The sequence below is a fragment of the Paenibacillus eucommiae genome (assembly GCF_017874215.1).
GTDB classification, from domain to species: Bacteria; Bacillota; Bacilli; order Paenibacillales; family NBRC-103111; genus Paenibacillus_AI; species Paenibacillus_AI eucommiae.
In genome coordinates this window covers 48808-62202 of record NZ_JAGGLB010000047.1, presented here as the reverse complement: position 1 = coordinate 62202, position 13395 = coordinate 48808, and the positions used below count along the sequence as shown (strand labels likewise).

Annotated in this window: 10 protein-coding genes and 1 riboswitch; of the genes, 4 read left to right on the top strand and 6 right to left on the bottom strand. The window is 42.2% G+C overall.

The annotated features are described in order from the left end of the window. The first annotated feature begins 616 nt into the window (after nt 1-616). Nucleotides 617-701: riboswitch (cyclic di-GMP riboswitch) on the top strand. Between the two features lie 157 nt (nt 702-858). From J2Z66_RS38400 to J2Z66_RS38390, 3 genes are read left to right on the top strand one after another with little or no spacing between them, the layout of a single operon-like run. After that, nucleotides 859-2637 (top strand): methyl-accepting chemotaxis protein, encoded by a 1779-nt coding sequence (locus J2Z66_RS38400; protein WP_209978649.1) that lies wholly within the window; start codon nt 859-861, stop codon nt 2635-2637. Between the two features lie 39 nt (nt 2638-2676). Further along, on the top strand, nt 2677-6387 hold the full coding sequence (locus J2Z66_RS38395; RefSeq protein ID WP_209978647.1) for a non-ribosomal peptide synthetase family protein: 3711 nt from the start codon (nt 2677-2679) through the stop codon (nt 6385-6387). Nucleotides 6388-6406: 19 nt separating this feature from the next. Further along, on the top strand, nt 6407-7102 hold the full coding sequence (locus J2Z66_RS38390; RefSeq protein WP_209978644.1) for a 4'-phosphopantetheinyl transferase family protein: 696 nt from the start codon (nt 6407-6409) through the stop codon (nt 7100-7102). Between the two features lie 169 nt (nt 7103-7271). On the opposite strand, the gene J2Z66_RS38385 is transcribed toward J2Z66_RS38390, so the two are convergent. Next, nucleotides 7272-7727 carry a GreA/GreB family elongation factor gene (locus tag J2Z66_RS38385; RefSeq protein WP_209978642.1) on the bottom strand — a complete coding sequence of 152 codons (456 nt, stop codon included), beginning with the start codon at nt 7725-7727 and terminating at the stop codon, nt 7272-7274. A 293-nt stretch (nt 7728-8020) separates the two neighbouring features. Here J2Z66_RS38385 and J2Z66_RS38380 point away from each other — a divergent pair, with 293 nt between their 5' ends. Beyond that, complete coding sequence (locus J2Z66_RS38380) at nt 8021-9025, top strand: LLM class flavin-dependent oxidoreductase (RefSeq protein ID WP_209978640.1); 1005 nt, start codon at nt 8021-8023, stop codon at nt 9023-9025. Nucleotides 9026-9124: 99 nt separating this feature from the next. On the opposite strand, the gene J2Z66_RS38375 is transcribed toward J2Z66_RS38380, so the two are convergent. The 5 genes from J2Z66_RS38375 to J2Z66_RS38355 all read right to left on the bottom strand — a co-directional run bounded on the left by J2Z66_RS38375 (nt 9125) and on the right by J2Z66_RS38355 (nt 13100). Further along, complete coding sequence (locus tag J2Z66_RS38375) at nt 9125-9790, bottom strand: potassium channel family protein (RefSeq protein WP_209978638.1); 666 nt, start codon at nt 9788-9790, stop codon at nt 9125-9127. A 101-nt stretch (nt 9791-9891) separates the two neighbouring features. After that, nucleotides 9892-10926 (bottom strand): LLM class flavin-dependent oxidoreductase, encoded by a 1035-nt coding sequence (locus J2Z66_RS38370; RefSeq protein WP_209978636.1) that lies wholly within the window; start codon nt 10924-10926, stop codon nt 9892-9894. Then, nucleotides 10919-11992 (bottom strand): MsnO8 family LLM class oxidoreductase, encoded by a 1074-nt coding sequence (locus J2Z66_RS38365; protein ID WP_209978635.1) that lies wholly within the window; start codon nt 11990-11992, stop codon nt 10919-10921. Before J2Z66_RS38365 ends, J2Z66_RS38370 begins: the two co-directional genes overlap by 8 nt. 85 nt (nt 11993-12077) lie before the next feature. Beyond that, complete coding sequence (locus J2Z66_RS38360; protein WP_312894991.1) at nt 12078-12497, bottom strand: MarR family winged helix-turn-helix transcriptional regulator; 420 nt, start codon at nt 12495-12497, stop codon at nt 12078-12080. A gap of 303 nt (nt 12498-12800) precedes the next feature. Beyond that, entirely contained in the window at nt 12801-13100 is a 300-nt protein-coding gene (locus J2Z66_RS38355; RefSeq protein ID WP_209978631.1) for a hypothetical protein, read from the bottom strand. Between the last annotated feature and the right edge of the window lie 295 nt (nt 13101-13395).

The window sequence follows — 13395 nt, the reverse complement described above, 5'->3', positions numbered from 1 at the left end:
ACTTTTAAAAGCACAAGGCCTTTTTTTGCCTTCTAACATCATTTTAGCCAAGGAGTTCAGTTTTATTTTCGTATAAACATCGTTAAAGTAGCAGTCCTTCGCAGCTGCGCGAGCTCTTCCTTCCCGGCGCCTGCACCTGCACCCGCTAGGAAATCTCCATTAACCAAGAGAAAACTTTTGCTGGCTGTCCGTTTGAACTTGGTGTTTGTGCGATAGTAGCTGAGAGAGGGAAGGGGTGTGGGCGGAAGAGCGGAAGCGTCCGCCTTTAAAGATTTGTTCCAACCCCCTAATCCATTCCATTCAAGGGAACAAATCTTTAACAGCGGCTGGAACCCACATCCCTTCCCTCCGCAACATTCCCACATCACGAACACGCTCATCAAAGGATATCGCAAAGCAGCATTTTTCTTACTTGTTAAAGTTATTTCCCCGCCACTTACCACCGTTTTTTTACATGTTAACATATTAGTTCATATTTACGCCAGAACCGTAAAAAGTATCCATTTTCAAATGTTTTGTGAATATTTGAAAAAACTATGGTAATTATTATCAAATAATAGTAATATACTCCCATGTGATCGGAACTACTTTCATTGTGCTTGAAATGACTTTGTAACTAAATACTTGGCAAAACTACTGAAAAGTAGTGACGCAAAGCTATAGGGACTACTTCCTTCAGGAAATGTCAGCCAGTTGCATAGAAAATTGGCGAACTATGGAAAATAACATCCATCTTTCGCTTTTTTTTGTGCCGCAAAATGGATTTTATATGCTATTTATCATAAAGGAGGTCTGCTCAACTACATCATGTTAGTTCTATGGGCTCATTACTGTATTTTAGAAGGAGAGAAATAAAATATGAAAGTGCAAAATTTTTCCATTAAACGCTTGAATTTTTTTAAAAACAATCAAAGTATAGTAACCAAAAACATGCTGTTAACAAGTTTGTATATCATTTTGACAGGGGCTATTCTGATAGCTTACAGCTATTATATTCAAGGTCAGGTGATGATGGATCAATTGCAGTCCGATTCAAAAAAAACCATGGAAGCATGGGTGAAAAACATCCCTGCCGAGGATGCAGCGGAAGCTAAGGAAAATAAAGATCCCAACTCACCTATTCAGAAAAAGTTATCGAAAATATTTGATGACCTATCCAGTTCACATCCTAATATCGCTCAAGGTTACCTATTTGCACCTGAACTTATCGATACTAACAAAACGTCAATGATTGCTTTTCCCACTGCTGTTTTGGAGATGTTAGCGCAAGATAATTTGAAGCTCGGAGATTTATATGAACAGCCTAAAATCCATGCAGATGCCGTCAGGGAAATGTTAAAAGATAAACAGCTCAAATTTACAAAACCCTATAAAGATGATTATGGTATCTGGATTACCGTATTGTATCCTTTTCAAGATCCGAGTGGAAATGTATTCGCGTATATGGGCATGGACATCGATGCAAGTTTAGTAATGGAAGGAAAAAGAAAGTTATTAACGTATACGGTCATTGCTCTGCTGATTACTTTAGTAGTTATCCTGACCTTGCAATATGTGACTAACAGGAGGACGTTTGCTCCGATCAAAGATTTGATGCTCGCGCTGGAGAAGCTTAGTCAAGGCGATTTCAATGTCCAGCTAAAAACAAGTAGTGACGAACTAGGTCAGGTAAACGAGAAATTTAATACTACGGTTACTAACATTAAACGGCTAGTTACAACGATTAAATCGGTTTCCATAGAATCGGCTGTGCAATCCAAAGTGTTATTTTCAACAGTGGAGGAGAATAATGGGAGCTCGTCGACGATCACGAAAAATATTGAAGAAATGTCGTCAAGAGTAGCTTTGCAGAGTACTTCCATATCGGAAAGTGTGACTTCATTGGAGGAAATATCCACCGGGGTAAATTCAATTGCCAGCAATACTTCAGAATTGTCCGAGACATCCTTGCACATGAAGGATCAATCGGAAAGAGGCAATCAAAATGTTGAAAAAGTAATGAATCAAATGAATTCAATCAACGATTCCGTTAAAAATTCGGTGGCCATTATCGAAAATTTACAGAAACGTTCGGTAGAAATAGGTCAGATCGTACAAGTGATTGCAGAGATTGCTGCGCAAACCAATTTGTTATCACTGAACGCCAGCATTGAAGCAGCAAGAGCAGGTGAGAATGGCCAGGGATTTGCCGTAGTTGCCAATGAAGTGAAGAAGCTATCGGAAGAGTCTAAAAAATCAGCTGAACAAATTTCTGATTTGATCAATTATATTCAAAATGAAACATCATTGGCGGTTACAGCTATTAGCGAAGGTGAACAAAACGTTGAAATGGGTATTGCAGCAGTGAGAGAAACCGGTACCTTGTTTAAAGGTATTTTGTCCGCGACAGAGACTGTCACTAATCAAATTCAAGAAGTGTCTGCAGCCACTCAGCAAATGGTAGCCGAGACCGAACAAATTACATCTTCCATCAAACATCTTGCCGTATTGGCAGAGAGAAATTCAGTTGTTTCGGATGAGATTAGACTTAGTGCACAGGATCAACGGTCTTCCTATACGAAAATTATTGAATCTGCTGAGCAATTGAATCAAATTTCTGATAAATTGGAGAATTTGGTCGTTGAGCTGCATGTATAAATAGAGCCAAATATAGAGCTCAATGAGGAGAAGATGGATATGAATACCATGATGCTTACCGAACAAAATAAAGAGTATTGGCTAACTGAGCTGCAAGCTCCTTTACCGGTCTTTGATATTTATACGGATTTTCCAAAGCATTCCGCAATTAGAGAGGTTAGTAGTGAAACATACGTTCTGGATATAGATACCGCGAAAGCTAATAGCTTTTGTGGTGCCTATAACATGAATACTTGGATGCTTGCCAGTTATTTTGCATTTCTTTTTAGAATGACCAATGAAAAAGATATGATTGTTGGAGTGAAAAGTCAAGAAGGCAAGCTAAACCCTATTCGGGTGGTATATAAGAGTGAAGATACGTTTAAGCAGTTATATGAGCAGATCACTGGCAAACTGGAGCGTATGAATACAAGTGATACATCACTTGCAGATATTGAATATATAACCGGACATTCGAACATTTTTCAAACTATTTATGGGGAAGACAGTACCGATGAGAACAGCAGGTTGAACTGGTTTGTCACAGTGGAACATAATCAATGGATATTGAAAATTTCTTATTGTACAAATCTGTTTAAAGAACAAACGATTCAGAAATATGTCCGTCATTTCAAGCTTATTGTTGATTCTGCGCTTGATAATATAAATATAGCTATCGACAGCATAGCAATTTTAACTGAAGAAGATGTAGATGCTTATTCTATACTCAACAATACGGCTAGGGAAATGCCGGCTGAATCAAACATCGTTGATATGTTTGCCGCAGTCGCCAAGAGCTTTCCCCAAAGAACAGCGCTGTCTACCGATCACCGTCAGTTAACGTATGAACAGTTGGACCGCTTATCGAATAAAGTGGCACATATGCTCGTTGAAAAGGGACTGCGCAAAGGTCAATTCGTCTCCATTTTCATGGAAAGAAGTATCGATGTCATTATCAGTCTAATGGGGGTATTAAAAGCAGGTGGAGCTTATGTCCCGCTTGATCCCGAACATCCCGATGACAGAAACGCCTATATTATATCTGACACACAGTCCCATTTTATCCTCACAAATGAAAATTTCACCTCTAAACTTGCGGCTTTTCTTGATCATGTATCTATGGAAAAGCAAGTTTTTCAAATGGATAAGCAGCTTGACTTATACTCAGAGGAGGCTTGTTATATACAAATTGAAGCCGATGATTTGGCTTATGTGATTTATACTTCCGGTTCGACAGGAAGGCCGAAAGGTGCGTTAATCGCACATAAGGGAGTCGTAAATCTCTCCATGGCGACGAGAACCAGCTTAAATCTGAATGAAGAGGATATCTTTTTGCAATATTCCACATTTAGCTTCGATGCATCCGTGTATGATATATTCGGTTCATTGAGCAGTGGCTCCAGACTGCATCTTCTCTCCAACGAACAACGTTTTTCAGTCGAATCCTTTACGGAGGCAGTCGAAAACACAAAGGCAACACGCATTGCCATTTTACCCACAGTCTTCTTCAATCAATTATCTGCTTATCTCTCGAGCAATGACTTGCACAAATATCAGCATATCAAAAGCATCGTAGTTGGTGGAGAAGCTTTAGCAGGAGAAACAGTCCGGCTTTTTCAAAAAAAAATGGGCCGCAACACTACTATTATAAATGCATATGGCCCTACCGAAGTTACAGTTGTAACGACTACCCATACGATTGATTATGCAGTTCCGGACCAACTGTCCACCATCTATATTGGAAAGCCGCTTGCTAACTACGAATTATTTATTGTTAATGAAAGCAATCGCCTCTGTCCGCTCAACGTGATTGGCGAGCTGCTGATCAGCTCGGTCGGTGTCGCCAAAGGTTATTTGAATCAACCTGAGAAAACAAGCGAAGTGTTTATTTGTGATCCCATTCAGCCGAATTCCGATAAGCGGTTTTATCGGTCAGGCGATTTGGTAAGGCTGTTAGCGAACGGACAAATAGAGTATATGGGGAGAAAGGATGCCCAGGTCAAAATTAGAGGCTACCGTATCGAAATCGGAGAAATCGAAGATAATTTGGCCAAACATGAGTTCATTAAAGATGTTGCTATTATCCCCAAGGCTGATGATGACGGAACCAAAATGCTCGTGGCCTTTTATACATCGAAGGATGGCTTGTTGATTCCAAGAGCGGGCATCGTCCAATTTTTAAACAAAAAAGTGCCTTCCTACATGGTTCCTAAGCATATATGTTTCTTGGATAGTATGCCTTTAACTCCTAGCGGAAAAATAGATCGCAAGAAACTAGCGATTTTGGAGGTGAATAGCGCAGAGGATCCTCTCGAATATGTGGTTCCTGAAACTGAGTTGCAGCAAGAAGTGTGCGCAGCTTGGGAGAAAGCGATGAAAAGAACAAAAATCAGTATTCATGATCATTTCTTCGACATAGGAGGACATTCTTTAAAAATACTTGAAATTCTTGTTATTTTAAAGCCACGTTTCCCCAAATTAAAAATTAACGATTTCTTTCTATTCCCTACGATTGCCCAGTTATCCGCAAGAATCGAGGAATTAATGAACGAAACCGTTACGAAACAGATGGGTTATGCCAATGAACCTGTAAGGGACTTATATGAGTTTCCTGCCGTATTTCAAACAGGATCTATAAATAAAGAGATTTTTACTCAGCTTTATATCCTTTTAACTGGCTCCACTGGTTATTTAGGCTCTCATTTGCTTTATGAACTGTTAACTAAGTCGGAAGCAATGATCTACTGTCTCGTTCGTCCAACTGATCATCAAGATCCCTATGAACGTCTAGTGAATGTTATGTCGGACTATTTCGGAAGCAGTATCTTGAAATTGATGGAACATAGAGTTTATGTAGTCCAAGGCGACTTGGAAAAAGAGGATTTAGGATTAAGCCAAGCTGACATGACGATGCTGATCAAAAACATCGATTCTATTTTTCATTGCGGAGCTGAGGTCAAACATTTTGGGGATGCCAACTATTTCACCAAGGTGAATGTCGATAGCACGCAGCAACTTTTAACCTTAGCCAAACACCGGAAAAACGTGCGATTTCATTATATTTCTACGCTGGGAATTCCTGAAGAGTTGGCCTTAAGCGGTCAATGGGAGACCTTCGTTAACAGGTCCGGTTATGATTACACTGCACATATAGACAACGTCTACACCAACAGTAAATTCGAAGCTGAAAAGCTGGTGGTTAAGGCTTGTGAAGAAGAAGGAGTTCCCGCTACGGTGTATCGGGTCGGAAACCTTTCTTGTCATTCTGACAATGGATCTTTTCAAAAAAATATCGATAATAACGCATTCTATAGAATGCTAAAAGCTATGATTCTTTTGAAGACTGCGCCAAAAGTAAACTGGCAAGTCGATATTACTCCAATTGATTATGCAGGCGAATCTATCGCTGCACTAGCGCTTAGTAACCATACTGTCGGCAGGTTGTTTCACATCTGTAACCCGACGCAGCTTTGTTATGAACAAATGATTGGGTATTTCCGGGAATACGGCTATGAAATTACATTCATGGATTTGGAAGACTACGAAGCGTGGTTGCTGGATACACAAAAGCCAAAAAACCAGGCAGGTTTGGAATTAGCCATGGCGCAGCTTGAAGGTGATGGAGCCAAGAGCTTTGCCTATCAATATTCCTGTCCTCAAACTTTGCAGTATCTTGCCGATTCGCATGTGCATTGTGAAGAGCCCAAACAACCGTTTTTCGATAAGTTAATTGATTATGCGGTACAAATCGGTTATTTTAATCAACCTTAATGGGGTGGGTGGGGACCGTTTGAACGCCTTCTTATATGCAGTCCATTTGAATTCCCATGTGGATTTTGAACAAATTTTACATACATTGCAATGGCAAGAGCAACAAAGAATTTCCCGGTACATGCGTTTCCAGGATAAATTGAATTCACTGATATCAACTATTTTAATTAAGTTTTTATTGTATAAGCACTTTAACGTCTTATCCGTGATGGAGAAAACCGTATACGGCAGGCCATTTGTTGAAGACCCGTTATGGCATGGAGATTTTAATATTTCACATTCTGGGTGTGTTATTGTTTGCGCACTGACCCACTCAGGACGTATCGGGGTTGATATTGAAAAAATAAACGATATGGATCCAGCCGTTACTGAACAATGCTTATCCGAAATCGAATTGCTGCAATGGAACCAAAAACAATCTTCTTTAGAGAAATTAAAGCTTTTTTATCGGTTTTGGACACTCAAGGAATCTTATTTAAAGTATGAGGGAACCGGAATTGCTTTTGTTCCACTAAAAAACATTGCTTTTGAAATTCAAGATGAACAAGCCTCCAGACTTTTACAAGACAAAGCTCTTAAGTTTTGCAGTTACCCTTTTATTGGTGATTATGTGATTTCCATTTGTAGTGATAAGATGGACCCGCCTCCCAAGGTGAATATATTGCAATTAAACACTTTATTATCTGATTACCTGGAGGTATTTGAGTGGCGCTGATTTAAACGAGGGTGATGGACTTGCTTTGGGGGTATTACTATATTTTAATCCTCACACGAATTCACGTATGGATATGCAGATCTATAAATGGCAGATCCATACGTTGATTCATGTGGTGACTTTGAAAAACGGATAACCTTGATTGAGATGGAGTGCGATTTAGAAATAATTAATCAAGTGTTCCTCGATTATCCTTGATAGCGGCAGCACGGATGCTTTCAATTCGCACCTGCAATGTCCCGGAGGGCGTTGCTATTGTCAGAGTATCACCTGCTTTTTTCAACAGAAGCTGCCTGCCGACAGGGGAGAGGAAGGATATGCGATTTTCTTCAGGATCTGCATCATTTGGATATACGATAGTATAGTCGTCTGTTGACTGATCATCGAGATAGGTGATTCTGACGAGGCTTCCGATGAGAACGACCGCAGGTACTTCCAAATCAGTCAGGGCCAGCTGTTCCTCAACTGTACGCGTATATGTGGAGAGGAATTGATCCATATGTGTACGATCTTTTCCGTGCATAGGAAAATAAGCGTCAAGAAAATGATTCTTCTCTTCACCCAGAACGATAAGCTGATATACAACCTGCTCGCGGAGCTCGTGCAATGAAATACTATGGTTCATAGTAGATTTCACCCCCTACCTGTGTCCTGCGGGATCTGACGTGACAATTCATGGACTTCTTCATACAAATTCCTCCAATTAATAATATAGACCTCCGGCAGAGAGGTCTTATAGCTATCTTACCAAATTTAAAGCATAAGTCCAGTTAAGACGTCGATTTTTTTTATTAAATGCGAAGTATTTTATATTAGTTTTTCTTCCCTCTACAAGGTGTCGAGCTGCGGCGATGCGGTTGAATTTTGACAAATGGATTCGTTGTAACTACAATGAATACAACAAGAGGAGGGTAACTTATGATTACTTTGAGTGTGTTGGATCAGTCACAAATATGCGAGGGCCGGACGGCATCAGCAGCATTGAACGAAACCACACAGCTGGCTCAGGAAGCCGATAGGCTCGGATATGCCCGTTACTGGGTTGCGGAGCATCATGCCTCTTCCGCGCTAGCTTCATCCAGCCCTGAGGTGCTAATTGCCCATCTGGCTGCTTTGACAAAGCGCATCCGGGTAGGCTCGGGCGGCGTGATGCTGTCACATTACAGTGCTTACAAGGTCGCAGAAAATTTCAGGCTGCTTGAGGCTCTTCATCCCGGACGCATAGATCTAGGTCTGGGTCGGGCTCCCGGAGGGATGCCTATTTCCACTAGGGCGCTTCAGGAAGGCAAATATACATCTATTGATCATTATCCGCAGCAGGTGGATGATTTGGCGGGTTATCTGCATGATGCTCTGCCCCCAGGCCACCGCTTTGCAGGCTTGCAGGCCGCCCCGATGATACGGACTTCGCCTGAAATTTGGCTGCTTGGCTCAAGCTCCGGCAGCGCACATATAGCAGCCGAGAAAGGACTTGCCTTTGCCTATGCACATTTCTTCGGTGTTCCAGGAAGTGAGCAGTCGATCTTTGATTACCAGAAACGCTTCCAGCCCTCTTGGTTGAATGCTAAGCAGAAAACGCTGGCAGCCGTAATGGTCATCTGTGCCGAAACCGACGAAGAAGCCAATCGCTTAGCGATGAGCTCTGATCTGTTTTTTCTCTTATTAAGAAGCGGCAGGCTGATGGATTCGTTCCCATCGGTCCAAACCGCTGTTGACTATCCATACACGGAAACGGATTTGGAGCTTATCCAAGCAACGAGACGGCAGCGGATCATCGGTACTCCTGATAAGGTGAAGGAACAATTATTAGTTATGCAGAAGCAATATAATATTGATGAATTTATGGTAGTAACTTTGACGCATGATTTTGCAGCAAGAATCCGCTCCTATCAGCTTGTGGCTGAAGCTTTTAAGGACAGCTGAAGTGACAACAAGTTACAGCGCCAAAAACCGTCAGGACGAGACTACCTGTCCAGGCGGTTTTTTGACATAATTAGAAAATATAATTTCTTTATTACGATGCTAATGCTTACGCTCATAGTCATCTTCCAAATGACTAATATCTTCATTGCTGCCGATAATCAGCAGTATGTCCCCGGTCCATATTTCATCCTCTGCTTTTGGCGAAATATTCATAGTTCCTTTAGTTTTGATGGCCATAATGGTGCAGCCGTATTTGGCGCGTATGTTAAGGTCCTTAAGGGACTTGCCATTCATAGAAAGAGGGGCCATCAACTCGACCAAATTATAATCAGGAGACAATTCAATGTAATCAATCAGATTGTTGGAACTTAACTGTTTGCCAAGTCTTGCAGCCATATCCCTCTCTGGATAGACGATCTGATCAGCACCAATCTTGCCTAAAACTTTGCCATGATAATCATTTTTTGCTTTGGCTGTTACTCTGGGCACGTTCAATTCCTTTAACAGGAGGGTAACAAGGATGCTGCTTTGCAGATCGTCACCAATGGCAACAATGGCATGGGAGAAGTTGCTGACTCCCATTTCTTTTAAGGTTGATTCATCTGTGCAGTCTGCCTGCAGTGCGTGCGTAGCGATAGAGGAGATTTCCTGGACCAGATGCTCATCCTTATCTACAGCTAACACCTCGTGGCCGTTTGCAATCAATGTACGAGTCAGACTTGAACCGAAACGTCCAAGACCTATTACAATAAATTGTTTTTTCAATGTGGGCACTTCCTTCTATCCATTGTATACATTTATAAAAAAAGCCTCGCTAAAAAGGAAAATCCTTTTGCGGGGCACTAGTCATTACTATGCATAGTACGCTAAGGGCGAATATTTGTCAATGTATCAAATTCTGCTGCCAAAAGCTCCATTGAACGTATACGTCCGTCCAGGTCGGGGACCATCTGCATTAGCATCACTTCCTCAGATAAGGTGTCTTTAGCCAGACGCCGCAGCCGGTCCGCAACCTGGTCGGTGCGGCCTGCTATAAATCTGCCTTTGTTACTCCTGCGGACAGCTTCTTCCTGTGGAGAGTAACGATAGCTTGCCGCTTCCTCCAAGGTGGGAGGAGGCAGGTGAAAGACCCCGCTATTCCAACGCATCCATTGCAGCTCAAGCGGACCAGCCAAGTACTTAGCTTCTTCTTCTGTTTCTGCTGCGATAGCCATAATGGATACGATGCTTTTGGATTTCGGCATAAAGACGGAGGGTTGAAATTGTTTATGATACATTTGCAGTATAGGTACCGCATAGTCAGGCGCTATATGAGCCGCGAACGTTAATCCCAGTCCATATTTTGTTGCAAAACGCATGCCGCCATCGCTTGAACCGAGCAAGTAGATCTCGGGAAAAGAAGGGAGTGGCGGTGTGAGCTTAATTTGGCTGAAAGGATGATCGGACTCAAATCCACCTGAAAAATAAGATAGCAGTTCCGCAAGCTGATCGGGAAAATCGTCGTACTGCACTGCCCTCAGAGATCGCCTGAGGGCTAGCGCCGTATTGCCATCAGTGCCTGGAGCCCTGCCAATACCCAGGTCAATTCTATGTGGGTACAAGGTTTCAAGTGTAGCAAAGCTTTCTGCAACTTTGAGCGGACTATGATTTGGCAGCATGATCCCTCCAGTGCCAAGCCGAATACGCTCTGTTACAGCAGCGGCAAGTGCGGCCAGCATTTCGGGAGAGCTGCTTGTCTGATGCGGAGTGTTGTGATGCTCGGCGAACCAGTAGCGGGTATAGCCAAGCTCGTCGGCTGCCTTGCTCAATTCCAAAGCATACTGTAACGTAACTTCGGGGGAATTTCCATTCCACACTGTACCGATATCCAGGATAGACAAGCGGATATTAGATTCAGACATCGTAGTTCACTCCCTCGAATGGATTGGTTTGAGTCTGGAATTCCTTAGACAACAGCTCGATGGATCTTTTGCGTGCTTTAATGTCAGGATGTATGGTAAGGATCATAAGCTCGTCGACGGCGGCTTCCTCCGCTAATTGACGAAGTTCGCTCCCAACCCGGGCTGCGCTGCCTACAAAGCTGCCAGAACGAATAGAGATCTTAATTTCTTCCTCGTATGATGTAAAGGAATGTTCATTAGCTTCCCTACTTGATGGTGGAGGTAAGTCCGAGCCCTGCTTTTTTCTAACCTCCCATAAATCCAACGGCTTAGCCAACCTTTCAGCTTCCTCGTCCGTTTCCGCACAAAAAACTGGTACAATCCAGATACTATGTGCTTTTTCCCGCAATACAGAGGGCTTGAAAAACTTCCGGTAAGCTCGTAGCACTTCAGTAGAAATAGCTCGTGAGGTATGATGTTCCATCACCAGTCCAAGACCGTAGTCCGTAGCATATTGTGCACTTTCATGATTGGATCCTTCAATCCAAACGTCCAGTTTTGTTGAGATTTGGGGGGATGCTATTATTTTTCCACGACTGGTGGCGTACGAATCGCTTAAATATGCAAGTAGATCCGCCAGATGCTCGGGAAATTCTTCTTTATTCATTAACTCATGCGTACGATGCAGGGCCTGAGCGACCATGAGATCATTTCCAAGCGACAAGGCAAACCCAAGATCGATCCTTTGAGGAAAAATTCCCGCCATAGTCCGAAAATTCTCAACGACCTTCAATGGACTCTGATGAGGGAGCAAAAGATTGCTTGTTCCTACACTTATTCGGGAAGTGTAAGCTGCCAGCTGTGCGATCAGCAATTCAGGAGCACTGCCCGCGTGATAGGCTGAGTTATGATTTTCAGATAACCAATACCGCTTGAAGCCTAATTGTTCTGCATAAATAGCCATATCAAGCGATTCCTTAAAAACCTGAGCAGCAGAGGTCCCGTTCCAAATCACCATTGTGTCCAATAAAGAAAGCTCAAGCTTGGCGGTACTGACAGCGCGATTATCATTAGATGGAGCCCACATATAACTTTCCTCCCATTCCATCTTTCTTTTATTCATTTATTCATTTATTTATTTATTTAGCATGCTAATTAATTAGGAAGAAAAATCATTCGTTCAAATTACGATCCATTTGCTGCAAAAGGCGTCTAAGCAATAATCGTTCCTCAGTGTTGATGCCATTTAGAAGCTTATCTTGATGACTTCGCCAAATTTCCAGCACAGGCTGTTCAAGCGCACGACCTTGCTCCGTTAAAAATACACGGCTAATCCGGGCATCACTTGCATCTTGCTTTCTGTTAACAAGACCGTATTCCTCCAGCTTTTTCAGCATATTTGTTAAAGTAGGCGGTTCACAGCCCATTCGCTCACACAACTGCGACTGCGTAACACCATCTTCCATCCAGAGCTGGCAGAGAGCATGATCCTGCCCAACGTGAATTTGATGCGCTCTAAGCGCGTCAGAGTAGTCCTTTCTCATTTTTGCCCATATTTTACTTAACGATAAGCGGATTTCCTCGTCGATCATATTCTCCATCCTTTAATAAAAGATTTTATTGATTTACTTAGCATGCTAATCATATAACAAATATGAATTCTTTTCAAGAAAGACGTCTTGCGGCGTCCTTTGATGTGTGCGTTCGTGACGTGGGAGCGTTGCGGAGGGAATGGCTGTGGGCTCCAGCCGCTGTTAAAGATTTGTTCCCTTAAGTGGATTGATGGAGAAGGTAGGAACAAATCTTTAAATGCGGACGCTACCGCTCTCCACCCACAACCTTTCGCTCTCTTAAGCTACAATCGCATGAACACACGAACACTAAGATCAAACCGACTACCAACAACCAACAAACCGAAAACAAACAAACAAACAAATAAATAAACAAACAAGCAAACAAACAAACAAACAAACAAATAAATAAATAAATAAACAAACCGAAAACCAAAAACCAACTACAACCAAACAAATTACAACCAAACGGATAACCAACTCAGACTGATAACCAGAAAGGATTTTTCTTTTGATTGGATGAGATTTCCTGGCGCGAACGGGTATTATGGATGGCTGTGGATGAAGAACGGCCCGCCAGCGCTGACAACCGAGAGGAGCTGCAGATTTAACGATGTTTTTCATCGCTAAAAGCACCGGGTCCTCTCACAACCTAGATTTAACGATGTTTTTCATCATTAAATCCCTGTTTTCCACCCTTTGAGTGGGCCATCTGACCTCTTTTAACGATGAAAAACATCATTAACGTGCTGATTGACCTGGAAACACTTGCTTTAACGATGAAAAAGAGGCTGTCGATTAACTGTGTGCAACTCAAAACGTTTACTGAAATCGATCAAAACTTGCCACTTAAACCTGTTTAAATCGATTTTTCGGGGTGAAAAGCGACGTTTTTCTCACAAAAAATTGATTTTTAGAG

Bases quoted from the DNA above. Each gene is read 5' to 3' on its own strand.
- J2Z66_RS38400 (WP_209978649.1), top strand. From the start codon at position 859: ATGAAAGTGCAAAATTTTTCCATTAAACGCTTGAATTTTTTTAAAAAC.
- J2Z66_RS38395 (WP_209978647.1), top strand. From the start codon at position 2,677: ATGAATACCATGATGCTTACCGAACAAAATAAAGAGTATTGGCTAACT.
- J2Z66_RS38385 (WP_209978642.1), bottom strand. From the start codon at position 7,727: ATGAACCATAGTATTTCATTGCACGAGCTCCGCGAGCAGGTTGTATAT.
- J2Z66_RS38380 (WP_209978640.1), top strand. From the start codon at position 8,021: ATGATTACTTTGAGTGTGTTGGATCAGTCACAAATATGCGAGGGCCGG.
- J2Z66_RS38370 (WP_209978636.1), bottom strand. From the start codon at position 10,926: ATGTCTGAATCTAATATCCGCTTGTCTATCCTGGATATCGGTACAGTG.
- J2Z66_RS38365 (WP_209978635.1), bottom strand. From the start codon at position 11,992: ATGTGGGCTCCATCTAATGATAATCGCGCTGTCAGTACCGCCAAGCTT.
- J2Z66_RS38360 (WP_312894991.1), bottom strand. From the start codon at position 12,497: ATGATCGACGAGGAAATCCGCTTATCGTTAAGTAAAATATGGGCAAAA.
- J2Z66_RS38355 (WP_209978631.1), bottom strand. From the start codon at position 13,100: ATGAAAAACATCGTTAAATCTGCAGCTCCTCTCGGTTGTCAGCGCTGG.